The 23,644-nt window shown below is 63.9% G+C and carries 21 protein-coding genes and 3 tRNA genes; 2 read left to right on the top strand and 22 right to left on the bottom strand.

Annotated features, from left to right (window positions below; genetic code table 11):
- Positions 1-204: 204 nt before the first annotated feature.
- The 19 genes from K8M09_RS06300 to K8M09_RS06210 form a co-directional block, all read right to left on the bottom strand.
- Positions 205-1,872, bottom strand: coding sequence for a ribonuclease J (locus K8M09_RS06300; RefSeq protein ID WP_160784751.1), 1,668 nt, complete (start codon positions 1,870-1,872; stop codon positions 205-207).
- A 15-nt stretch (positions 1,873-1,887) separates the two neighbouring features.
- Positions 1,888-2,628 carry a biotin--[acetyl-CoA-carboxylase] ligase gene (locus K8M09_RS06295; protein ID WP_160785008.1) on the bottom strand — a complete coding sequence of 247 codons (741 nt, stop codon included), beginning with the start codon at positions 2,626-2,628 and terminating at the stop codon, positions 1,888-1,890.
- A 23-nt stretch (positions 2,629-2,651) separates the two neighbouring features.
- The gene (gene nuoN / locus K8M09_RS06290) at positions 2,652-4,094 is read right to left on the bottom strand and encodes an NADH-quinone oxidoreductase subunit NuoN (RefSeq protein ID WP_160784752.1); all 1,443 of its coding nucleotides are present in this window, start codon (positions 4,092-4,094) and stop codon (positions 2,652-2,654) included.
- Between the two features lie 14 nt (positions 4,095-4,108).
- A complete protein-coding gene (locus K8M09_RS06285) occupies positions 4,109-5,620 on the bottom strand; it encodes an NADH-quinone oxidoreductase subunit M (protein WP_160784753.1) in 1,512 nt (503 codons plus the stop codon).
- Positions 5,620-7,617: an NADH-quinone oxidoreductase subunit L gene (gene nuoL, locus K8M09_RS06280; RefSeq protein WP_160784754.1), complete on the bottom strand. Its 1,998-nt coding sequence runs from the start codon at positions 7,615-7,617 to the stop codon at positions 5,620-5,622. Before nuoL ends, K8M09_RS06285 begins: the two co-directional genes overlap by 1 nt.
- A gap of 7 nt (positions 7,618-7,624) precedes the next feature.
- Complete coding sequence (gene nuoK, locus K8M09_RS06275; protein ID WP_160784755.1) at positions 7,625-7,933, bottom strand: NADH-quinone oxidoreductase subunit NuoK; 309 nt, start codon at positions 7,931-7,933, stop codon at positions 7,625-7,627.
- 25 nt (positions 7,934-7,958) lie between these two features.
- Positions 7,959-8,573 carry an NADH-quinone oxidoreductase subunit J gene (locus tag K8M09_RS06270; RefSeq protein WP_160784756.1) on the bottom strand — a complete coding sequence of 205 codons (615 nt, stop codon included), beginning with the start codon at positions 8,571-8,573 and terminating at the stop codon, positions 7,959-7,961.
- Positions 8,574-8,672: 99 nt separating this feature from the next.
- Positions 8,673-9,164: an NADH-quinone oxidoreductase subunit NuoI gene (gene nuoI / locus K8M09_RS06265; protein ID WP_023513863.1), complete on the bottom strand. Its 492-nt coding sequence runs from the start codon at positions 9,162-9,164 to the stop codon at positions 8,673-8,675.
- A 34-nt stretch (positions 9,165-9,198) separates the two neighbouring features.
- Entirely contained in the window at positions 9,199-10,245 is a 1,047-nt protein-coding gene (nuoH, locus tag K8M09_RS06260) for an NADH-quinone oxidoreductase subunit NuoH (RefSeq protein ID WP_160784757.1), read from the bottom strand.
- Positions 10,246-10,265: 20 nt separating this feature from the next.
- Positions 10,266-12,344, bottom strand: a complete 2,079-nt coding sequence (nuoG, locus tag K8M09_RS06255) for an NADH-quinone oxidoreductase subunit NuoG (protein WP_160784758.1) — start codon at positions 12,342-12,344, stop codon at positions 10,266-10,268.
- Between the two features lie 120 nt (positions 12,345-12,464).
- Positions 12,465-13,109, bottom strand: coding sequence for an NADH:ubiquinone oxidoreductase (locus K8M09_RS06250; protein WP_206366642.1), 645 nt, complete (start codon positions 13,107-13,109; stop codon positions 12,465-12,467).
- 4 nt (positions 13,110-13,113) lie between these two features.
- Entirely contained in the window at positions 13,114-14,418 is a 1,305-nt protein-coding gene (nuoF, locus tag K8M09_RS06245; protein ID WP_160784759.1) for an NADH-quinone oxidoreductase subunit NuoF, read from the bottom strand.
- Positions 14,419-14,429: 11 nt separating this feature from the next.
- Positions 14,430-15,566, bottom strand: a complete 1,137-nt coding sequence (locus tag K8M09_RS06240; RefSeq protein ID WP_160784760.1) for an NADH-quinone oxidoreductase subunit E — start codon at positions 15,564-15,566, stop codon at positions 14,430-14,432.
- Between the two features lie 192 nt (positions 15,567-15,758).
- Positions 15,759-16,949 carry an NADH-quinone oxidoreductase subunit D gene (locus K8M09_RS06235; protein WP_160784761.1) on the bottom strand — a complete coding sequence of 397 codons (1,191 nt, stop codon included), beginning with the start codon at positions 16,947-16,949 and terminating at the stop codon, positions 15,759-15,761.
- Between the two features lie 48 nt (positions 16,950-16,997).
- Positions 16,998-17,603: an NADH-quinone oxidoreductase subunit C gene (locus K8M09_RS06230; RefSeq protein ID WP_160784762.1), complete on the bottom strand. Its 606-nt coding sequence runs from the start codon at positions 17,601-17,603 to the stop codon at positions 16,998-17,000.
- 18 nt (positions 17,604-17,621) lie between these two features.
- On the bottom strand, positions 17,622-18,203 hold the full coding sequence (locus K8M09_RS06225; RefSeq protein WP_160784763.1) for a NuoB/complex I 20 kDa subunit family protein: 582 nt from the start codon (positions 18,201-18,203) through the stop codon (positions 17,622-17,624).
- On the bottom strand, positions 18,194-18,559 hold the full coding sequence (locus K8M09_RS06220; RefSeq protein WP_160784764.1) for an NADH-quinone oxidoreductase subunit A: 366 nt from the start codon (positions 18,557-18,559) through the stop codon (positions 18,194-18,196). Before K8M09_RS06220 ends, K8M09_RS06225 begins: the two co-directional genes overlap by 10 nt.
- Before the next feature lie 429 nt (positions 18,560-18,988).
- Positions 18,989-19,065 (bottom strand) — tRNA-Asp (locus K8M09_RS06215).
- 47 nt (positions 19,066-19,112) lie between these two features.
- A tRNA-Asp gene (locus K8M09_RS06210) sits at positions 19,113-19,189 on the bottom strand.
- Between the two features lie 244 nt (positions 19,190-19,433).
- Here K8M09_RS06210 and K8M09_RS06205 point away from each other — a divergent pair.
- Positions 19,434-19,509 (top strand) — tRNA-Val (locus tag K8M09_RS06205).
- A 107-nt stretch (positions 19,510-19,616) separates the two neighbouring features.
- On the opposite strand, the gene K8M09_RS06200 is transcribed toward K8M09_RS06205, so the two are convergent.
- The 3 genes from K8M09_RS06200 to K8M09_RS06190 all read right to left on the bottom strand — a co-directional run bounded on the left by K8M09_RS06200 (position 19,617) and on the right by K8M09_RS06190 (position 22,281).
- Positions 19,617-19,880: a hypothetical protein gene (locus K8M09_RS06200; protein WP_160784765.1), complete on the bottom strand. Its 264-nt coding sequence runs from the start codon at positions 19,878-19,880 to the stop codon at positions 19,617-19,619.
- Between the two features lie 217 nt (positions 19,881-20,097).
- Positions 20,098-20,895 carry a histidine utilization repressor gene (gene hutC, locus K8M09_RS06195; RefSeq protein ID WP_160784766.1) on the bottom strand — a complete coding sequence of 266 codons (798 nt, stop codon included), beginning with the start codon at positions 20,893-20,895 and terminating at the stop codon, positions 20,098-20,100.
- Positions 20,896-20,937: 42 nt separating this feature from the next.
- The gene (locus tag K8M09_RS06190) at positions 20,938-22,281 is read right to left on the bottom strand and encodes a formimidoylglutamate deiminase (RefSeq protein ID WP_160784767.1); all 1,344 of its coding nucleotides are present in this window, start codon (positions 22,279-22,281) and stop codon (positions 20,938-20,940) included.
- 112 nt (positions 22,282-22,393) lie between these two features.
- Here K8M09_RS06190 and hutI point away from each other — a divergent pair, with 112 nt between their 5' ends.
- Complete coding sequence (gene hutI / locus K8M09_RS06185) at positions 22,394-23,617, top strand: imidazolonepropionase (RefSeq protein WP_160784768.1); 1,224 nt, start codon at positions 22,394-22,396, stop codon at positions 23,615-23,617.
- The last annotated feature ends 27 nt before the right edge of the window (positions 23,618-23,644 follow it).

The following is a 23,644-nucleotide window of genomic DNA, read 5'->3' as shown; positions in this document are numbered from 1 at the left end:
CTGCCGGGGAAATTCAAATGGCGGAAGAGTGGCGTGCCGTCGCACCCTCGGCCCCGGGCTCGCGCCCCTCACCTCGCGACTGCGGACCGGGCCGGTCTCCTGCAAGCCGGGGATCGATGGAAGGCGACGCCGCCATATGCGTCTTCTCCCCGCATGCGGAGAGAAGGTAGCCGGCAGGCGGATGAAGGGGCGGACCGCCCCGCCTCACACCTTGGTCAGAAACACCGTGACGACCGGCTTCTTGCCCCAGATTTCATTGGCCGTGGAGCGCACCGCACGGCGCACGGCCTCGCGCACCATCTCCAGATCCTTGCGGCGGGCGCGCGGAATGCTTTCGACGGCGCCGAGCACGGCGTCATAGAGCGTATCGCCCATGTCCTCGCCCTCGTCGTCGAACTGCGGCAGGCCGAAAGGCTCGACCTCCGGGTCGCCCTGGAAATCGTAGCGGCTGTCGAGCAGGATGCTGACGGCGACATGGCCGACGAAAGCGAGCTTACGGCGGTCGCCGATGCCCATTTCCTCATAGTCGCCGATGAGATTGCCGTCCTTGAAGATACGGCCGAAGGGCGCGTGGTCCACCACCTCGGGCGCACCCGGCGCGAGCTTCAGCACATCGCCGTTGCGCACGCGCGGCACTTCGCCGATGCCGGACTGTTCGGCAAGCTCGGCATGGGCCGTCAGGTGCGCCGCTTCGCCATGCACGGGTACGACCATCTTCGGGCGCACCCAGCCGTACATCTGTTGCAGTTCATGCCGGCGCGGGTGGCCGGAAACATGCACCAGCGCCTCGGCGTCGGTGATGATGTTGATGCCCTGCTCGATCAGGCCGTTCTTGATATCGTTGATCGCCTTCTCGTTACCGGGAATGGCGCGCGAGGAGAAGATGATCGTATCGCCATCCGTGAAGGCGACGTTGCGCATCTCGTCGCGGGCGATTTTCGCCAGCGCGGCGCGCGGCTCGCCCTGGCTGCCGGTGAGAATGACGACGACCTTGTCGCGCGGGATATAGCCGAACTCGTCCTCGGCGATGAAGGGCTTCAGGCCTTCCATGAGGCCGATGTCGCGCGCCACGTCCGTCACGCGCTTCATGGAGCTGCCGAGCAGCAGAACCTCGCGGCCGGCGGCTTCGGCTGCCTGCGCGATGGAGCGGATGCGGCCGACATTCGAGGAGAAGGTGGTGATGCCCACCCTGCCCTCGGCAGCCTCGATGATCTTGGTGAGGCTCTCGGAGACCTCGTGTTCGGAGGGCGAGATGCCGTCGCGCACCGCATTGGTGCTGTCGCAGATCAGCGCCAGAACGCCCTCGTCGCCGAGCTTGCGGAAGCGCGCCTCGTCGGTCAGCGGGCCGAGCGAGGGATCGAGGTCGATCTTCCAGTCGCCCGTATGGATGACGGTGCCGAGCGGCGTCTTGATCGCCAGCGACATCGGCTCGGGAATGGAGTGGTTGACGCCGATGGCTTCGATCTCGAAGGGGCCGACATTGATGCGGTCGCCCTGCTTGAAGATCGTCACGGGGATTTCGACGCGGCTGCGCTCGTAGTCGCGCTTGGCTTCCAGCATGCCGGCCGTAAACGGCGAGGCATAAACCGGCACGTTGAGACCGGGCCACAGATCGTTCAGCGCGCCGTAGTGGTCCTCGTGCGCATGGGTGATGATGATGCCCTTCAGCTTCTCGCGCTCCTTGGCGAGGAAGCGGATATCGGGCAGCACCAGATCGACGCCCGGCAGGTCCGGTCCCGGGAAGGTGACGCCGCAATCGACCATGATCCACTGGCGGTTCGTCTTCGGGCCGTAGCCGTAGAGCGCCAGGTTCATGCCGATTTCGCCGACGCCGCCAAGCGGCAGGAACACCAGTTCGTCTTCTTTTGCCATCGCGTTCAAAAATTCCTATCCAAAAAACACGTCGCCGGCCGCGATCAGTCGCGTGCCGCCGTCATCCGTCTCCAGTTTCAGGAGACCTGTATCATCAATTCCGGCAAAGCGCCCGGAAATAGAACGGTCGGGCAGATTGACCGTGATGTTTTCCCCGATGCCGCCCGCCACCTCTTTCCAGCGCTCCATAATGAAGGCGATGCCGCGGCCGCGATTCCACAGCGAAAGCGTTTGCGCCATCGACCGGAAGAGATGGGCGAAGAGTTCGTCCGGCGATGCGGCGACACCGAAATCCCGCAAGGTCGCGACGGGGTAGAGGCCGGCATCCGGGGCGACCGAGACATTGACGCCGATGCCGATCACCAGCGCGTGCCGGCCATCCGGCAGGGCCTCCCCCTCGATCAGGATGCCGCAGACCTTGCGGCGCTCGATGAGGATGTCGTTCGGCCATTTGACCAGCACTTCTGGCGCACCCAGCGGCATGACGCGGCTGACGGCATCCTGCACGGCGACGGCGACCGCCAGCGGCAGGGAGCCGAGCCGGTCCATTGGCGCGGCGTCGATCAGGAGCAGCGAGGAATAGAGGTTGCCGGGCTCGGAGAACCACACCCGCCCGCGCCGGCCGCGTCCGCCGGTCTGGCGGTCGGCGGTGATCCAGAGACCGGAAAGCGCGCCCTTTCGGGCGCGCTCCAGGCATTCTGTATTGGTCGAGCCCACATCCGCGAGCGCCTCGTGCCGGAAGTCGTCGAGCGACATCCGGCGCGGGTTTTCAGACCCGCTCAAAAGAAGGTCCGCGCCGCAGCCTCGGCCGCATTGCCGATCGGGCCGCCGATCAGCACATAGCCGAGGACGAAGAGGCCGGAGAGGCCGAAGACCAGCTTCAGCTCGCCCGAGGTACGGGCGAATTCGGCGGTCGGCTCATCGAACCACATGACCTTGATGACGCGCAGGTAGTAGTAGGCGCCGACGACCGAGGAGAGCACGCCGATGATGGCGAGCGCATAGAGCTGGGCTTCGATGGCCGCCATGAACACGAAGTACTTGGCGAAGAAGCCTGCCATCGGCGGGATGCCGGCCAGCGAGAACATCAGGATCGTCATGACGGTCGCCATGAACGGATTGGTCGAGGACAGGCCCGCCAGATCGCTGATTTCCTCGACATTGCCGCCTTCCTTGCGGCGCATGGCGAGGATGATGGCGAAGGTGCCGAGCGTCATGACCATGTAGATGAGCATGTAGAGCGCAACGCCGCGCACGCCGGCCATGGAGCCGGAGGCAAGGCCGACCAGCGCATAGCCCATGTGGCCGATGGACGAATAGGCCATCAGGCGCTTGATGTTCTTCTGGCCGATGGCCGCGAAGGAGCCGAGCAGCATGGAGGCGATGGAGATGAAGACGATGACCTGCTGCCAGTCGGCGACGACCGGCTGGAAGGCGTCGATGACGATGCGCACCAGCATGGCCATGGCGGCGACCTTGGGAGCGGCGGCGAAGAAGGCCGTGACCGGGGTCGGCGCACCTTCATAGACATCCGGCGTCCACATGTGGAACGGCACGGCCGAGATCTTGAAGGCAAGGCCGGCGAGGATGAACACCAGGCCGAAGACGAGGCCGAGCGAGCGGCCTTCGGCCGTGAGCGCCGCGGCGATTTCCTGGAAGCCGATATGGCCGGTGAAGCCATAGACCAGCGACATGCCGTAAAGCAGCATGCCCGAGGAGAGCGCGCCGAGCACGAAGTACTTCAGGCCCGCTTCCGTGGAGCGCAGGCTCTCGCGGTTGATCGCGGCGACCACGTAGAGGGCGAGCGACTGGAGTTCCAGCGCAAGGTAGAGCGACAGCAGGCTGTTGGCCGAGATCATCAGCAGCATGCCGAGCGTCGACAGCACGACCAGCACCGGGAACTCGAAGCGGTCGAGCTGTTCCGAGCGGGCGTGGCCGACGGTCATCACCATGGCGGTGATGGAGCCGATCAGCGCCAGCACCTTCATGAACTTGGCGAAGGCGTCGGAGACGAAGGCGCCGCCATAAGCCTGGCCCTCGCCCGTGGCGAGCACGAGCCAGAGACCGGCGATGATGAACAGGGCGACGGCAAGGCCGGTGACGGTGGTGCCCGAGCGCTCGCCCGAGAATACACCGATCATCAGCAGGACCAGGGCGCCGACGGCGAGGATGATCTCGGGCGTCGAGAGCTGAAGGCTGGCAAGGAGAGTATCAGCAGTCATGTTTGGTCCCGTCCTCAGTTCGCCGAGAGCGCAACGGATTGCGCCGCTTGCAGAGCCGCGGAGTATTGATTGAGAAGCGCGTCGACCGAAGCCGCCGTCACATCGAAGACCGGCGCCGGATAGACACCGAAGAAGATCGTCAGGATCACCAGCGGGTAGAGCAGCGCCTTTTCACGGCCCGACAGGTCGAGCAGCGATTTCAGGCTTTCCTTCTCGAGCGCGCCGAAGATCACGCGGCGGTAGAGCCACAGCGCGTAGGAGGCCGAGAGGATGACGCCGGTGGTGGCGAAGAGCGCGACCCAGGTGTTGGCGCGGAAGGCGCCGAGCAGGGTCATGATTTCGCCGACGAAGCCGGAGGTGCCGGGCAGGCCGACATTCGCCATGGTGAAGATCATGAAGGCGACGGCGTATTTCGGCATGTTGTTGACGAGGCCGCCATAGGCCGCGATCTCGCGGGTATGCAGCCGGTCGTAGACGACGCCGACGCAAAGGAAGAGCGCGCCGGAGACGATGCCGTGCGAGAGCATCTGGAAGATGGCGCCCTGGAGACCCTGCGCGTTCGCCGCGAAGATACCCATGGTGACATAGCCCATATGCGCGACCGACGAATAGGCGATCAGCTTCTTGATGTCGTCCTGCATCATCGCGACCAGCGAGGTGTAGATGATGGCGATGACCGACAGCGCGAAGACAAAGGGCGCGAAATAGTCGGAGGCGAGCGGGAACATAGCCAGCGAGAAACGGATGAAGCCGTAGCCGCCGAGCTTCAGAAGGACGCCGGCCAGGATGACCGAACCTGCCGTCGGCGCCTGAACGTGCGCGTCGGGAAGCCAGGTATGAACCGGCCACATCGGCATCTTCACCGCGAAGGAGGCGAAGAAGGCGAGCCACAGCCAGGTCTGCATATGGGCCGGGAAATTGTAGGCGAGCAGTTCCGTGATGTCCGTCGTGCCGGCCTGCCAGTACATCGCCATGATGGCGAGCAGCATCAGCACCGAGCCGAGCAGCGTATAGAGGAAGAACTTGTAGGATGCGTAGACGCGATCCTTACCGCCCCACACGCCGATGATGATGAACATCGGAATGAGGCCCGCTTCGAAGAAGACGTAGAAGAGGACGATATCGAGCGAGACGAACACGCCGACCATGAACACTTCCAGAAGCAGGAAGGCGATCATGTATTCCTTCAGGCGCTTCTCGATGGTGTTCCAGCTTGCCAGCACGCAGAACGGCATCAGGAAGGTCGAGAGGATGACGAACAGCATGGAGATGCCGTCGACGCCGAGGTGGTAGGAAATGCCGGTGCCGAGCCATTCATGCTTCTCGACCATCTGGAAGCCGGGGTTCGAATAGTCGAAGCCGACCCAGATGAAGAGCGAGAGCACGAAGGTGAAGACCGTCGTCAGCAGCGCCACGTTCAGGATGTTGCGGCGGCCGTACGGGCTGTCCTCGCGGGTCAGCAGCAGGAGCGCCACGCCGACGAGCGGGAGGAAGGTGACCGCTGAAAGAATGGGCCAATCGGTCATCAGAGGGAACTCCCGAGCATCATCCAGGTGACGAGTGCTGCAATACCGAGCAGCATCGCGAATGCGTAGTGATAGAGGTAGCCGGTCTGCAGGCGGACAACGCGGTTGGTGACGTCGACGACGCGGGCGGCGATGCCGTTCGGGCCGAGACCGTCGATGACGGCGCCGTCACCCTTTTTCCAGAGGAACTTGCCGAGCGCCTTCGCCGAACGAACGAAGAGGAAATCGTAGAGTTCGTCGAAGTACCACTTGTTGAGCAGGAACTGGTAGAGACCGCGGTGCTGCTCTGCGAGGGCCTTCGGCGTTTCGGGCGAACGGATATACATGTACCAGGCGGTGACGAAGCCGATGGCCATGGCGGCGAACGGGCTCCACTTCACCCAGAGCGGGACGTTGTGGAACTCATGCACAAGGTGGTTTTCGGCACCCGTGAAGAGCGCGCCCTGCCAGAATTCCTCGTAGTGATGACCGTAGAAATATTCCACGAAGATCACGCCGGCTGCGACCGCGCCTGCGGCGAGCAGGTAGAGCGGGATCAGCATCACGGCCGGGGATTCATGGACGTGGTGCATGACGTCTGCGGAAGCGCGCGGCTTGCCGAAGAAGGTCATGAAGGCCAGACGCCAGGAATAGAAGCTCGTGAAGAGCGCGGCGACGACCAGCATCACGAAGGCGAAGCCGGCGACCGGGCTATGCGAGGCGAAGGTCGATTCGATGATCGCGTCCTTCGAGAAGAAGCCGGCGAAGCCGATGACGGTGCCCGGGATGCCGACGCCGGTGAGCGCCAGCGTGCCGATGGTCATCATCCAGAACGTGACCGGGATGTGCTTGCGAAGGCCACCCATGTAGCGCATGTCCTGCTCGCCATCGACGGCGTGGATGACCGAGCCGGCGCCAAGGAACAGGAGGGCCTTGAAGAAGGCGTGCGTGAAGAGGTGGAAGATCGCCGCGCCGTAAGCGCCGATGCCGAGCGCCACGAACATGTAGCCGAGCTGCGAGCAGGTCGAATAGGCGATGACGCGCTTGATATCGTTCTGCACGAGGCCGACCGTCGCCGCGAAGAAGGCGGTGATGGCGCCGACGAGCGTCACGACCATCAGGGCATTGTGCGACAGTTCGAAGATCGGCGACATGCGGGCGACGAGGAAGACGCCGGCGGTGACCATGGTGGCGGCATGGATGAGGGCCGAGACCGGGGTCGGGCCTTCCATGGCGTCCGGCAGCCAGGTGTGCAGCAGGAACTGCGCCGACTTGCCCATCGCGCCCATGAAGAGCAGCAGGCAGGTGGCCGTCAGCGCCTGCGACTTATCGAGGCTCATGCCGAAGAGGTTGATGACCGGCTCTGCGGCATCCGCAGCGCCTTCGGCCGGCAGGTAGGTCGCGGCCGTGGCGAAGATGGTCTCGAAATTGATCGAGCCGAACAGCACGAAGACGCAGAAGATGCCGAGCGCGAAGCCGAAGTCGCCGACACGGTTGACGATGAAGGCCTTCATGGCGGCGGCGCTGGCCGAGGGCTTCTTGTACCAGAAGCCGATCAGCAGGTACGAGGCCAGGCCCACGCCTTCCCAGCCGAAGAACATTTGGAGAAGGTTGTCGGACGTCACCAGCATGAGCATGGCGAAGGTGAAGAGCGAGAGATAGGCGAAGAAGCGCGGCCGATGCGGGTCGTGGTGCATGTAGCCGATAGAATAGACATGCACGAGCGTCGAGACCGAATTCACGACGACGAGCATGACGGCCGTCAGCGTATCGACGCGGAACGCCCATTCGACATCGAAGCTGCCGGACTGGATCCAGCGCAGCACGGAGACCTTGATCACCTCCGTCTCGCCCATGGCGACGTCGAAGAAGACGAGCCAGGACAGCGCGGCGGCGATGATCATGAAGCCGGAAGTGACGTATTCCGACGCCTTGGCGCCGATGGCGTTGCCACCGAGGCCGGCGATCAGGAAGCCGATCAGCGGAAGGAAGACGATTGCCTTGATGATGGTATCCATGACCCGATCAGCCCTTCATCATATTGACGTCTTCGACGGCGATCGAACCGCGGTTACGGTAGAAGACGACGAGAATTGCAAGACCGATGGCCGCTTCCGCAGCCGCGACGGTCAGAATGAACAGCGCGAAGACCTGGCCGACGATATCGTTCAGGAAGTGCGAGAACGCGACCATGTTGATGTTGACCGACAGCAGGATGAGTTCGATCGACATCAGGATGACGATGACGTTCTTCCGGTTCAGGAAGATGCCGAACACGCCGAGGACGAACAGGATGGCGCTGACGGTGAGATAGTGGGAAATACCGATTTCCATTGTGCTTTTCCTTGTCCGCGCGGCCTCAGATGCCCTGCCCGGGCTTCACCTTGACCACCTCGACGGCGGTTTCCGGCGTGCGGGCGACCTGCTGCGAGATGTTCTGGCGCTTGATATGTGGCTTGTGACGCAGCGTCAGCACGATCGCGCCGATCATGGCGACGAGCAGCACGAGGCCGGCGATCTGGAAGTAGTAGACGTAATGCGTATAGAGCACGTCGCCGAGGGCGGCGGTGTTCTGGCGCTCAGCCACCGGCGGGATCGGCATCGAGGCGTTGGCGGCGATCTCCGGCGAGAGCGTCGAGCCGCCGACCACGACCACCAGCTCGATGGCGAGGATGATGCCGATCAGCGCGCCGACCGGGGCATATTCCAGCGCGCCCGCGCGCAGCTCGGCAAAGTCGATGTCCAGCATCATGACGACGAAGAGGAAGAGAACCGCGACGGCGCCGACATAGACGACCAGCAGGATCATCGCCAGGAACTCGGCGCCCGTCAGGAGGAACAGGCCCGCCGAATTGAAGAAGGTGAGGATCAGGAACAGCACGGAATAGACCGGGTTCCTGGACGCGATCACCATGAAGGCGGACGCCACCGCCACGAAGGCGAACAGATAGAAGAATAGAGCCTGCAGACCCATTTTGGTGCCTTTTCGTCTTCCCCGGAAGAGGTCCCCCTCCCCCGTCGAAGCCTGACGACCTTTCGTCAGGCACTTGCTTTCATTTTGCCCTTCCGCCGATCAGCGGTAAGGCGAATCCATAGCGATGTTGCGGGCGATTTCCCGCTCCCAGCGATCGCCGTTCTCGAGGAGCTTCTGCTTGTCGTAGTAGAGCTCTTCGCGCGTCTCGGTCGAGAATTCGAAATTCGGACCTTCGACGATGGCGTCGACCGGGCAGGCTTCCTGGCAGAAGCCGCAATAGATGCACTTCACCATGTCGATGTCGTAGCGCACCGTGCGGCGCGTGCCGTCGTTGCGGCGCGGGCCGGCCTCGATGGTGATGGCCTGGGCCGGACAGATGGCCTCGCACAGCTTGCAGGCGATGCAGCGTTCCTCGCCGTTCGGGTAGCGGCGCAGCGCGTGCTCGCCGCGGAAGCGCGGGGAGACCGGGCCCTTTTCGAAGGGATAGTTCACCGTCGCCTTCGGGCGGAAGAAGTAGCGCATCGACAGGAAGAACGCGCCGACGAATTCCTTGAGGAACAGCGAATTTACGGCTTGCGAAAGACTAGCCATGCTTAAGCTCCAATGCTGCTGAGGTTCCGGGCGGTCATGCGGACCAGCCCGTGAGCTTCAGCACGAATGCGACGATGACGACCATGGCCAGCGAGATCGGAAGGAAGACCTTCCAGCCGAGACGCATGAGCTGGTCGTAGCGATAGCGCGGCACGAAGGCCTTCACCATCGCGAACATGAAGAAGACGAAGGATGCCTTGAGGATGAACCAGACGATGCCCGGGACCCAGTTGAGGAACCAGACGTCGACCGGAGGCAGCCAGCCGCCGAGGAACAGGATCGTCATCAGCGCGCACATCAGGCAGATAGCGGCATATTCGCCGAGCATGAACATCATGTACGGGGTCGAGCCGTATTCCACCATGAAGCCGGCGACGAGTTCGGATTCGGCTTCCGGAAGGTCGAAGGGCGGACGGTTCGTCTCGGCAAGCGACGAGATGAAGAAGATGATGAACATCGGGAACAGCGACAGCCAGTGCCAGTCGAGGAAGGACGACGGCAGGCCGAGGCGCGTGCCGAGGCCATCGCTCTGCGACATGACGATATCCGTCAGGTTCAGCGAGCCGACGCAGAGCAGCACGGTGACGATGACGAAGCCGATGGACACTTCATAGGAGACCATCTGTGCGGCCGAACGCAGCGCGCCGAGGAACGGGTACTTTGAGTTCGAAGCCCAGCCGCCCATGATGATGCCGTACACTTCGAGCGAGGAAATCGCGAAGATGTAGAGGATGCCGACATTGATATTGGCGATCACCCAGCCATTGTTGAGCGGCACGACCGCCCAGGTGGCGAGCGCCAGCGTCACGGAGACCAGCGGGGCGAGCAGGAAGATCACCTTGTTGGCCGTCGCCGGAATCACCGGCTCCTTGAAGACGAACTTCAGAAGGTCGGCGAAGGACTGGAACAGACCCCAGGGGCCGACGACGTTCGGGCCGCGGCGAAGCTGCACGGCCGCCCAGATCTTGCGGTCGGCAAGAAGGATGTAGGCGATGAAGACCAGAAGCGCGACCAGCAGCAGCAGCGACTGCGCCACCATGATCACGCCGGGCCAGACATAGGTCGAAACGAAAGCGTCCATAACGTCTTATTCCTTCGCGCTCATTCCGCCGCGGCTTTGAAATTGTTGCGGGCAAGCGCCGAGCATTCGGCCATGACCGCGGAGGCGCGCGCTATCGGGTTCGTCAAATAGAAGTCTTTGACCGGAGACGCAAACCCGGAATTCGCCATCGTCCCGCCTTTTTTCGCAAGGGCGGAAAGATCGGCGATATCGCCGGCTGCAATCTCGTCGATCGCCGCGAAATGCGGGTGCGCGGCATAGAGATGCGCGCGCAGTTGCACCAGCGAATCGAACGGCAGCTTCTTGCCGAGCACGTCGGAAAGCGCACGCAGGATCGCCCAGTCCTCGCGGGCGTCGCCCGGCGCGAAGCCGGCGCGGTTGCCCATCTGGACGCGGCCTTCGGTGTTGACCCAGATGCCCGACTTCTCGGTATAGGTCGCGCCCGGCAGGATGACGTCGGCGACATGCGCCGCATTGTCGCCGTGCGAGCCGATATAGACCGTGAAGGCGGTCTTCTTCGAGAAGTCCATCTCGTCCGCGCCGAGCAGGAAGAGCACGTCGGTGCCCGTCAGCATGTCGGCAGCGGTCTTGCCCCCCTCACCCGGCACGAAGCCGAGATCGAGGCCGCCGACGCGCGAGGCCGCGGTATGGAGCACGGCAAGGCCGTTCCAGTCCGCCTTCACCGCGCCGACCTTTTCCGCCAGCGCGGAGACGGCCGAGAGAACGGCAAGGCCATCGGCGCGCGACAGCGCGCCCTGGCCGACGATGATCATCGGGCGCTCGGCCTTCTTCAGCTTGGCGGCGAACTTGACCGAACCGTCGATGAGGCCGGAAAGCGTGTCCGTGCCGGCGCCGAGATATTCGTAGCCGTAGCGCAGTTCGCCCTCTTCGCCGATCACGCCGATCGGGAAGTTGTCCATGCGCCAGCGCTTGCGGATGCGGGCGTTGAGCACGGCCGCTTCCAGGCGCGGGTTAGAGCCGACGATGAGCAGCGCGTCGGCCTGCTCGATGCCTTCGATGGTCGGGTTGAAGATGTAGCTGGCGCGGCCGAGCGACGGATCGAGCGCCGAGCCGTCCTGACGGCAGTCGACGTTCTTCGAGCCGAGCGCGGTCATCAGTTCGCGCAGCGCGTAGATTTCCTCGACGGAGGCGAGATCACCGGCGATAGCGCCGATGCGGTCGCCCGCCTTGCCGGCGACGGCGGCCTTGATGGCGCCGAAGGCCTCGGCCCAGCTTGCCGGCTGGAGGCGGCCGTCCTTGCGGACATAGGGGCGGTCGAGGCGCTGGGTCTTCAGGCCATCCCAGATGTAGCGGGTCTTGTCGGAGATCCACTCTTCGTTGATCTGTTCGTTGACGCGCGGCAGGATGCGCATGACTTCACGGCCGCGCGTATCGACGCGGATGGCCGAGCCGACGGCGTCCATGACGTCGACGGATTCCGTCTTGTTCAACTCCCACGGACGGGCCGTGAAGGCGAAGGGCTTGGAGGTCAGCGCACCGACCGGGCAGAGGTCGACCACGTTGCCCTGCAGCTCGGAGGTCATCGCCTGTTCGAGATAGGTGGTGATCTCGGCGTCTTCGCCGCGGCCGATGAGGCCAAGCTCACTGATGCCGGCCACTTCCGTCGTGAAGCGGACGCAGCGCGTGCAGTGGATGCAGCGCGTCATGACCGTCTTGACGAGCGGACCGATATGCTTGTCCTCGACCGCGCGCTTGTTTTCGGCGTAGCGCGACGAATCGATGCCGAAGGCCATCGCCTGGTCCTGCAGGTCGCATTCGCCGCCCTGGTCGCAGATCGGGCAATCCAGCGGGTGGTTGATCAGCAGGAATTCCATGACGCCTTCGCGCGCCTTCTTGACCATCGGCGTGGTCGTGAAGACTTCCGGCGGTTCGCCGTTCGGGCCGGGGCGCAGGTCACGCACGCCCATGGCGCAGGAGGCCGCCGGCTTCGGCGGGCCGCCCTTCACCTCGACGAGGCACATGCGGCAGTTGCCGGCAACCGACAGCCGCTCGTGGAAACAGAAGCGCGGAACCTCGGCGCCCGCCTCCTCACACGCCTGAAGCAGCGTGAAGTGATCCGGGACTTCGATTTCTTTTCCGTCGACTATCAGCTTTGCCATATCTCAATCCCGCTTTTGGCGCGGGCGATCCCGCGCCCTGCCAGCGCCATTCTCCAGCTTCCGTTCCGGGCCTTCGCCCTTCCCTTCGGCCTTTGTTCCATCTGCCGGTTCCGGTGGGGTCTAGCCCCTGCCCTTCGCCAGCGTCCTTGCCTGCTCCACCCAGCCGTCGCGGGCAATCCGCCCGTCGAGGCCGAGTTCGGCTTCGATCCTTGCCGCATCCGCGTCCGTCAGGGCCGCGATGTCGGCGTAGCGCCGCAAGCCCATGCCGTTCAGCACCTGCTCCAGCTTCGGCCCGATGCCCGAAATCGCCTTCAGGTCATCGGCCTTTGCGGCTTTAGCCGCCGGCGCTCTGCGCACCGGCCTGGCTTCCGCCGCCTTCGGCGTCGCGCTCTTTTCGCGCGCCACCTTCATCTCCGGTTCCGCCTTCGGAACCACCCGCAGCTCCGGCTTCGCCTTCACCGGCGCTGCCGTCTCTTTCGCGGCTTCGGCCTTGGCGGCGAGTTCCGCCGCCTCGTCCAGCATCGCCTTCGTCCGCTCCGCCGCGCTCTGCATCACGCCCAGCATCGCCCCGGCCATCTGGCCCGCAATGCCGAAACCGATCGCGGTCGTGGCGGCCATCGCCGCCATCGGATGCGCCATCAGCGGGTGCAGCGGCACGTCCGGCATCTCCTTCAGCCACGGCGACAGACCGAACGGGTCGTCGCCGGCAGCTTCAGCCGGCGGGACGTTGGTCGCATTCGCATCCTGTCCAACCGGCTTGGTCATCGCCTTACTCCGCGGCTTCCAGCACCGCGCCATGCGCCATGGCATTGGCGGTGTACTGGTCGATACGCGCCTCGATCTCGGGGCGGAAGTTGCGGATGAGGCCCTGGATCGGCCAGGCCGCCGCGTCGCCGAGCGCGCAGATCGTGTGGCCCTCGATCTGCTTCGTCACGTCGAAGAGCATGTCGATCTCGCGCTTCTGCGCATTGCCGCGCACCATGCGTTCCATGACGCGCATCATCCAGCCCGTGCCTTCGCGGCAGGGCGTGCACTGGCCGCAGCTCTCGTGCTTGAAGAAGGCCGAGATGCGCCAGATCGCCTTGATGATATCCGTCGAGCGATCCATGACGATCATGCCGCCGGTGCCGAAGGAGGACTTCACGTCGCGCAGGCCGTCGAAGTCGAGCGTGACGTTCATCATGTCCTCGCCCTTGACGACCGGGCACGATGCACCGCCCGGGATGACCGCGAGCAGATTGTCCCAGCCGCCGCGAATACCGCCGCCATGCTTCTCGACCATCTCCTTGAAGGAGATGCCCATGCTTTCCTCGACCGTGCACGGCTTGTTGACGTGACCGGACATCATGAACAGCTTGGTGCCGACATTGTTCGGACGGCCGAAGCTGGAGAACCAGCTTGCGCCGCGACGCAGGATCGTCGGGGTGACGGCAATGGACTCGACGTTGTTGACGGTCGTCGGGCAGCCGTAGAGACCCATATTGGCCGGGAACGGCGGCTTCAGGCGCGGCTGGCCCTTCTTGCCTTCGAGGCTTTCGAGCAGCGCGGTCTCTTCACCGCAGATGTAAGCGCCCGCGCCGTGGTGGACGTAGACGTCGATATCGTAGCCGAGCTTGTTGTTCTTGCCGAGAAGGCCGGCCTCGTAGCATTCGTCGATGGCGGCCTGCAGGGCCTCACGCTCGCGGATGAACTCGCCGCGCACATAGATATAGGCCGCATGGGCGCCCATGGCGAAGGAGGCAATGACGCAGCCTTCGATCAGCGTATGCGGATCGTGGCGCAGGATATCGCGGTCCTTGCAGGTGCCGGGTTCGGATTCGTCGGCATTGACGACGAGGTAATGCGGACGGCCGTCGCTCTCCTTCGGCATGAAGGACCACTTGAGGCCGGTCGGGAAGCCGGCGCCGCCACGGCCGCGCAGGCCGGAGGCCTTGACCTCGTTGATGATCCAGTCGCGGCCCTTTTCGAGAAGCTGCTTGGTGCCGTCCCAATGGCCGCGGGCCATGGCGCCCTTCAGCGACTTGTCCTTGGTGCCGTAGATATTGGTGAAGATGCGATCCTGGTCTTTAAGCATGATTCACCCCTTTACCGCGGCTTCTTGCCGAAGACGCGGATGTATTCCGCTTCACCGCCCTTGGCGAGCGCCTTGGCCTGCTTGACCCAGTCGTCGCGCTCGATGCGGCCCTTGAAATTCAGATAGAGATCGACCCACTCGCGCTCCGCCTTCTTCCATCCCGCGACTTGCGCGAAGGTGAAGATGCCGAGTTCGTGCAGCGTACCCTCGATCTTCGGGCCGACGCCCGAGATGAGCTTGAGGTCATCGAGCGTTGCCGGGCGTTCGATGCCGGCCGGGCGATTCTTATCTTCCAGCGAAGGCTTGCCGACAGCAGCCGCGATCGGCTGCTTGGCGCTCGCATCGCCACCTTCGGCGCGCGTCTCGCCCTTCGCCTTGGTGTTGGCGGCAGCTTCCGCCTTGGCGGTTGCCGGCGTCTTGAGCTTCGGATCGGTTTCCTCGGCATCCGTCTTGGCGCGGGCGGCATTCGACGGGGGAACGCTGACGCTGTCCTCGTCGGCCTTCTTGGCACGCGTCGTGGTCTTCTTCGCGGCCGGTTCCGGCTCGTTCAGGCTGGTGAGGCCGCCGGCCGGAGCCGAATAGATACGGTCGACCTGCGTGCCGGGCGTGACGTCGGAACCCTTGCCGGCATCGAAGCGGTCGATGATGTGCTCGAGCTGCGTCGGCGTCAGGTCCTCGTAGCTGTCCTTGAAGATCATGATCATCGGCGCGTTGACGCAGGCGCCCTGACACTCGACCTCTTCCCAGGAAAGCGTGCCGCTCTCGTTGAGATGGAAGGGCTCGGGATGGATGCGCTTCTTGCAGACGTTGATCAGGTCTTCCGCGCCGCGCAGCATGCAGGGCGTCGTGCCGCAGACCTGCACATGGGCGCGCGTACCGACCGGCAGAAGCTGGAACTGCGTGTAGAACGTCGCAACTTCCAGCACGCGGATATAGGCCATGTCGAGCATGTCGGCGACATATTCGATGGCCGCCTTGGTGACCCAGCCGTCCTGTTCCTGCGCCCGCATCAAGAGCGGAATGACCGCCGACTGCTGGCGACCCTTCGGATACTTGTTGATCGTGGCCTTGGCCCAGGTCGCATTCTCCTTGGAGAAGGCGAAGCTGGCGGGCTGGACATTGTCATCGGCTAGTCGACGAACGGACATTCTGTAACGCCTTGTCTCAGTTAATCTGCCGGCGCCGCGCTCCCGCCCTGTCGGCGGAGGCGCGGGCATGGGCCGGCGTGTCGTTCTGAAGGAATACGGGAGCGCAGCCAGCGGACGCACGACCCCATGCACCGGCCTTGGCTAAGGCGGCGGTCGGGATCGCGACGGTCACGGCAAGGGCTGCGTTCGACATCAGCGGTCTACCTCGCCGAACACGATATCGAGGGAGCCCAGGATCGCCGAGACGTCGGCGAGCTGGTGGCCGCGACAGATGAAGTCCATGGCCTGCAGGTGGGCATAGCCCGGGGCGCGGATCTTGCAGCGATACGGCTTGTTGGTGCCGTCGGCGACGACATAGACGCCGAATTCGCCCTTCGGCGCTTCCACGGCCGCATACACCTCGCCGGCCGGCACATGGTAGCCTTCGGTGTAGAGCTTGAAGTGGTGGATGAGCGCTTCCATCGAACGCTTCATCTGGCCCCGCTTCGGCGGAACCATCTTGCCGTCGATGGAGGAGACCGGGCCGACCTTGGCGTCGCCGAGCAGGCGGTCGACGCACTGGCGCATGATCTTGGCCGATTCGCGCATCTCGATCATGCGGATGACGTAACGGTCGTAGCAGTCGCCGTTCTTGCCGATCGGAATGTCGAAGTCGAGGTCGGAATAGCACTCGTAGGGCTGCGAGCGGCGCAGGTCCCAGGCAGCGCCAGAGCCGCGCACCATCACGCCGGAGAAGCCCCAAGCCCAGCAGTCTTCCAGCTTCACGACGCCGATATCGACGTTACGCTGCTTGAAGATACGGTTGCCGGTGAGCAGCTCGTCGATATCGTCGACGGTCTTCAGGAACGGGTCGATCCACTTGCCGATATCTTCCACCAGCTCGTGCGGCAGGTCCTGGTGGACGCCGCCCGGACGGATATAGGCCGAGTGCATGCGCGCGCCGCAGGCGCGCTCATAGAACACCATCAGCTTCTCGCGCTCCTCGAAGCCCCAGAGCGGCGGCGTCAGCGCGCCGACGTCCATGGCCTGGGTCGTCACGTTGAGGAGGTGCGAGAGGATACGGCCGATTTCCGAATAGAGCACGCGGATAAGCTGGCCTCGGATCGGAACCTCGGTGCCGGTCAGCTTCTCGACGGCGAGCGCGAAGGCATGCTCCTGGTTCATCGGCGCCACATAGTCGAGGCGGTCGAAATAGGGCACGGCCTGAAGATAGGTCTTCGTCTCGATCAGCTTTTCGGTGCCGCGATGCAGAAGACCGATATGCGGGTCGACGCGCTCGACGATTTCACCGTCGAGTTCGAGGACGAGACGCAGAACCCCGTGCGCCGCAGGATGCTGCGGGCCGAAGTTGATATTGAAATTACGAACGTTGTGCTCGTTCATGCCGCTTGCTCCAGAAGCCGCCGCCCGTTCGGGCCGCGCGACCCAAAATCAGTTCGTCTTCGCCTTCTCGTCGCCCGGCAGCACATAGTCCGTGCCTTCCCAGGGAGAGAGGAAGTCGAAGTTGCGGAATTCCTGCTTCAGTTCGACAGGCTCGTACACGACGCGCTTGACCTCGTCGTCATAACGCACTTCCACGAAGCCGGTCGTCGGGAAGTCCTTGCGCAACGGATGCCCCTCGAAACCGTAGTCGGTGAGGATGCGGCGCAGGTCCGGATGGCCGGTGAAGAGGATGCCGTACATGTCGTAGGCTTCGCGCTCGAACCAGTCCGCGCCCGGATAGACCGCACAGGCGGACGGGACCGGCTGGTCCTCGCCCGTCGCGACCTTGACGCGGATGCGCAGGTTCTGGCGCGGCGACAGCAGGTGGTAGACCACGTCGAAGCGCTCGGCGCGCGCCGGCCAGTCCACGCCGCAGATGTCGACGAGATTGACGAAGCCGCACTGCACATCGTCGCGCAGGAAGGTCAGAAGCGCGATGACGCGCGCGCCATCCGTCTTCAGCGTGAGTTCGCCATAGGCGATATCGGCGGAGGCGACGAGACCGCCGGCCGTTTCGCCGATATAGGAGGAAAGCTCCTGGAGGGCTTCGCTCATCGTATAAGTCCCCTGCCCTTAACGCTCGATCGTACCGGTCCGGCGGATCTTCTTCTGCAGCAGCAGCACGCCGTAAAGGAGCGCTTCCGCCGTGGGAGGACAGCCTGGTACGTAAATGTCGACCGGCACCACGCGGTCACAGCCGCGCACCACCGAATAGGAATAGTGATAGTAGCCGCCGCCATTGGCGCAGGAGCCCATCGAGATGACGTAGCGCGGCTCCGGCATCTGGTCGTAGACCTTGCGGAGCGCGGGGGCCATCTTGTTGGTCAGCGTGCCGGCGACGATCATGACGTCGGACTGGCGCGGCGAGGCGCGCGGCGCAAAGCCGAAGCGCTCGACGTCGTAACGCGGCATCGAAAGCTGCATCATTTCCACGGCGCAGCAGGCGAGACCGAAGGTCATCCACATCAGCGAGCCGGTACGGGCCCAGGTGATGAGCTCATCCGTGGAGGTGACCAGAAAACCCTTGTCGGCGAGCTCGTTGTTGATCTCGCCGAAGAAAGCGTCGTTGCTGCCGACGGGCTTGCCGGTGTTGGGATCGATGATCCCCTTGGCCTGCGGCGCGATGAGCGTCGAGTTGGTATGAGCTACTCCCATTCGAGCGCCCCCTTCTTCCATTCGTAGATAAAGCCGATGGTCAGGACACCGAGGAAGACCATCATGGACCAGAAGCCGAACCAGCCCAGTTCACCGAAGGAAACGGCCCAGGGGAAGAGGAAGGCGACTTCCAGGTCGAAGATGATGAAGAGGATCGACACCAGATAGAAGCGGATATCGAATTTCATGCGCGCATCGTCGAACGCATTGAAGCCGCACTCGTAAGCGGAGAGCTTTTCCGAATCGGGGGCCTTGTATGCGACGGCAAACGGCGCGACCAGCAGTGCAATGCCGATCACGAGCGCGATACCGATGAAGATGGCGATCGGGATATAGGAACCGAGAAGTTCAGTCATTGGCGTCCATCCTGCCTGCTCGTGGCGCCGGAGAGACGCCTGTTGGCCCAAAGACCTGCAAGCCGATAAAGTATGTTGCAACGGGATGTCGTTAGCGCAGCGAGCGTCCCCGCGCAAGGCTTTGTCCGGCTTTCGCCGCAATCATTGTGTTCTTTTCCCGACCCCATGGAAAAGCTGGCGGCAAAGCCATTTAAATCGTTACGATTTCATGAAGGCGGCACGCGGGACGTTTCGCCGCAGCGCAAGGCGGGCACCGCCGCCCTTCCCCGCCACCCACAGGGATTTGCCGGCCGGCGACATGCCCGTCACCGCGACAGAGACAGAGCGAATCCCGCGCGAGCCATCGGCCGAACGACGACGAGAATCATCTGGCGAAATGCTTCAAGTGAAAGATGAGAAAACAGCGGTAACGCGCTGAAAGAGAAGAAATGGCGCGAGTGACGGGGCTCGAACCCGCGACCTCCGGCGTGACAGGCCGGCACTCTAACCGACTGAGCTACACCCGCGCATCTTCTTGACCTTGCGGCCCCGGTTGTTCGTCCGGCCTTTCGAGTGGCGCGAGTGACGGGGCTCGAACCCGCGACCTCCGGCGTGACAGGCCGGCACTCTAACCGACTGAGCTACACCCGCATTCTCGAAAGCGTCCGGATGGCGAAGCACCCGTCCCGAGCGGCCTGAGCCGTTCGATGAGCGGCTAACTACGGGGTTCGTGTTTGGGTGTCAAGCAGGTTTCAAGACAAAAGAATGACGCATGGCGAAATGTTTCCACACCCTTGTCCATCTTCATGGGGCCATTCAAAAAAATGCAAAAAACTTTGCGATTGCCTCTTGCGGTTCGATCCGGTTCCGCATAGATCACAGCCACCAACGCGGCGGGCGATTAGCTCAGTTGGTAGAGCGCCTCGTTTACACCGAGGATGTCGGGAGTTCGAGTCTCTCATCGCCCACCATTTTCATACAGATAACCTGTAAAGCCCTGCAAAAGCGGGGCTTTTGTCGTTTCGGGCCATTGAAAGGCTGCCGGCGGGTTTCCTGAAAATCCGCCAGCCTCGCCCCGTCAATGCGTCGTCGGGATATCGTCTTCTTCCAGAAACGAGCCGATTCCGTCCCTTGCTACAGTCGCAAGGAATTCGTCGAAGGCCTCACGGTCCGTGGCGAAGGGTTCGTCCCACTCGAAGAGGTCTTCGTTCTGGGTGATGACTTCCAGTTTCCAGTCGTTCTGCGTGCCGGCGGGACGGGAGATGTCGACGAGGACCGTGATTCCGTCTTCGGTGAATTCTCCCGAAAGCTCGGAATGCTCCAGTTTCGTTTTCTTGCTCATGGCTGGCGGTCCTGCGGGTATCACCGGATCGAGGGTCCGGCTGGATCGAATGGGTAAGGATGGGAAACGGCGGAATGTAGAACGGCCAGCGTGGTCTCGCGGCAGCGACGTGACGTCAATCGGTCGCCCGACCCCGATCTATAAATACCGGCAGTCGCGTTCTCAAAGCCTTGTGACAGAGTGGAAGCGTCTCGTCCACCCTCAAGGCTGCCCGGCCTCAAGGCTGCTTGGGGTGCGTCGGGGCGAATTCGGCCACGAGTTCATGCATTTCGCCCGGATAGGTCAGGCGCACATGGGTGACATAGAGGCCGCCGCTCCAGGTGCGGCGCTCGACGACCAGGCAGGGCGTTCCGGGGGCGATGGCAAGAAGTTCGGCGGCGCGGGTGTCGGCGCCGACAGCGCGGATGCGGTGCTCGGCGGCGCTCCACGGCACGCGGCTGATCAGCCAGGGGCCGGGCGCGTGATCCTCGAAGGTTTCACTGGCGACTTCCGGCACGGCCTTGAGGTTGATCAGGCGGTCTTCCAGGCAGAAGGGATGCGCGCCGGCGAAATGAAGGGCCGAGATTTCCGTCAGCCGGGCGGCGTCCGGCAGGTCCAATAGCCGTCGGTCCGCCGCCTTGGCGGCGCGATCGAGGCGCGTGCGGCGCTGGTAGCGGTAGGGAAGCCCGAGCGATTCGACCTCCAGTCGGATGTCGTGGATTTCGAGAACGGCGGACTGGGCGTGCGGATGGGTGACGAAGCTGCCGGACTTGCGGCGGCGCTCGATGAGACCGCGCTTGACGAGTTCGGTGATCGCCTTGTTCACCGTCATGCGCGAGCATTGGTATTGCTCGGTCAGTTCGTGCTCGAAGGGGATGCGGTAGCCGGGAGGCCATTCGCCGGAAAGGATCCGGCCCTCCACATCCTCCAGGATGCGGCGGTGCAGCGAGGGCTCCCTGGCCTCCGGTCCCGTTCTGTCCTCAACGATGGAAATGGCCGCCTCCGCTTCCGCCGGGCATGGATTCGCCCGGCCCATACGCGTTTTTAGAAAAGGCCGCTGCACCTTTCAATAGCACGCTCAGCCCTCGGCGAGCGCCCGCATGGTCGCCGTGAAGCGCCGGCCGACCGCTTCTCGCGCGACATGCCGGCCGCCCTCGACCTGCTTGCGGCCATCCACCCAGGCGCAATCGACCGCCGCGCCATTGGCGAAGATCCAGCCGTCGAGCAGGGCGTCGCCGGCAAGGTCGAGGCCGTGGCGCGCCTTGAGGCTGACGACATCGGCCGCATTGCCGACCGCAATCGCGGCCTCGGCGCCAAGCGCCGCCGCGCCACCGGCAAGCGTGCCGTCGAAGAGCGCGCGGCCCGTCGAGCCGCCGGGCGCAGCCAGCACGTTGCGGGCGCGGTGATGGAGGCGCTGGGAATATTCGAGTTGGCGCAACTCGTCCGGCAGGCCGATCAGCACGTTCGAATCGGAACCGACGCCGTAGCGGCCGCCGGCAGCGAGGAAATCGGGCGCGGGGAACGTGCCGTCGCCGAGATTGGCTTCCGTTATCGGGCAGAGGCCGGCGATGGCGCCGGCTTTCGCCATGCCGAGCGTTTCGGCATCCGTCATGTGGGTCGCGTGGATGAAGCACCAGCGGCCGTCGACCTTCTGGTTGTCGAGCAGCCACTCCACCGGGCGGCGGCCGGACCAGGCGACGCTGTCCTCCACTTCCTTCACCTGTTCGGCGATGTGGATATGGATGGGCTTGTCGCCAGCCATGGTGACGACGTCGGTCAGCTCATCGGGCGTAACGGCGCGCAGGCTGTGCGGGGCGACACCGGTGACGCCGCCCGGCAGCGCATTCGTGAGAGCGCGGCAGCGCTCCAGAAGGGCCGCATAGGAATCGCGGTCGTTGATGAAGCGGCGCTGGCCCTCGCCCGGCGCGGTGCCGCCGAAGCCGGCATGGGCATAGAAGACGGGAAGCAGCGTGAGCGCAATGCCGGTGGCGGATGCGGCGGAGGCGATTCGCGCGGCCATTTCGGCGATATCGCCATAATGTCCGCCGTCCTTGTCGTGGTGCAGGTAGTGGAACTCGCCGACGCGGGTGAAGCCGGCCTCCAGCATTTCCACATAGAGCTGGGCGGCGACGGCCTCGACATCGTCCGGCGTCATGGAGAGCGCGAAGCGATACATGACATTGCGCCAGCTCCAGAAGCTGTCATTGCCCGGGCCACGCGTTTCGGCAAGGCCCGCCATGCCGCGCTGGAAGGCGTGGCTGTGCAGGTTCGGCATGCCGGCGACAATCGTGTCGTGGCGCTCGTCGCCGGGCGCAGCGGCCCTGCTCTCGATCCCGACGATGCGGCCGCCCTCGATGCTGATACGGACATTGTTCGCCCAGCCGCTCGCCAGCAGCGCCTGCCTTGCATGAATGACGGCCATGGCCGGTCTCCTCTCCCGATATGCATGCCTGACGCCGATCCGAAAAATGGCTCTTGCGTCCGATGTGATTATGTATATACATTATCTCCATCACAGGGAAGAGGCAATCACGATGACGGCAACGGAAAACGACATCGCCCGCGTCTGGCGCAACGCCCGGCTCGCGACGCTCAAGGAAAGCCTGCCCGGCCTCGGTATCGTGGAAAACGGCGCGATTGCCGTCATCGACGGACGCATCGCCTTTGCAGGGCCGGAAGCCGAGCTTCCCGCCGAATTCGCCAAGGCCGAGAGCGTGGATTGCGAAGGCCGTTGGATCACACCTGGCCTCATCGACTGCCACACCCATCTCGTGCATGCCGGCGACCGCGCCCACGAATTCGAGCTTCGCCTTGCCGGCGCCTCCTATGAGGAGATTGCGCGGGCCGGCGGCGGCATCGTTTCGTCCGTGAAGGCCTTGCGCGCGGCGAGCGAGGACGATCTGGTGCGGGAAACCCTGCCCCGCCTCGATGCGCTGATCGCCGAGGGCGTGACGACGGTCGAGATGAAGTCGGGCTACGGTCTCGATACGGAAAACGAGCTGAAGTCGCTGCGCGCGGCCCGCCGCATCGCCGATGAGCGCGACGTCACCGTGCGCACCACCTTCCTCGGCGCCCATGCGCTGCCGCCCGAGATGAACGGCGACAAGACGGCTTATATAAAGCAGGTCGTCACCGAGATGCTGCCAGCCGTCGCGGCCGAAGGACTTGCGGACGCCGTGGACGGCTTCTGCGAGGGCATCGCCTTCTCGACGGCGGAAATGACCGAAGTCTTCGAGGCCGCCAAGGCCCATGGCCTGCCGGTCAAGCTCCATGCCGACCAGCTTTCCAATCTCCACGGCGCGGAGCTTGCCGCCCGCTATGGCGCGCTTTCGGCCGATCATCTCGAATATACCGACGATGCGGGCGCGGCCGCCATGGCCAGGGCCGGCACCGTCGCCGTCATCCTGCCGGGCGCTTTCTACTTCATCCGCGAGACGAAGAAGCCGCCGGTCGATCTTTTCCGCAAGCACGGCGTCAGGATGGCCGTCGCCACCGACGCCAATCCCGGCACGTCGCCGCTCACCTCCCTCCTCCTCACCATGAACATGGCCGCAACCCTCTTCGGCATGACCGTCGAGGAATGCATCGCCGGCACGACGCGCGAAGCCGCCCGCGCGCTTGGGCTGGTCGACGAGGTGGGAACGCTTGAGGCCGGGAAATGGGCCGATTTCGTTCTCTGGAACATCGGCCGGCCGGCGGAACTGGTCTATCGCATGGGCTTCAACCCCATGCATGCCCGCATCCGCAGCGGATACTAATCAAGTCAAGTCGCAGCCTTCGCTGCA

Source organism: Shinella zoogloeoides (assembly GCF_020883495.1).
GTDB classification, from domain to species: domain Bacteria; phylum Pseudomonadota; class Alphaproteobacteria; order Rhizobiales; family Rhizobiaceae; genus Shinella; species Shinella zoogloeoides.
Note: the sequence above shows the minus strand (reverse complement) of the source record. Positions and strands in the feature narration are given on the sequence as shown.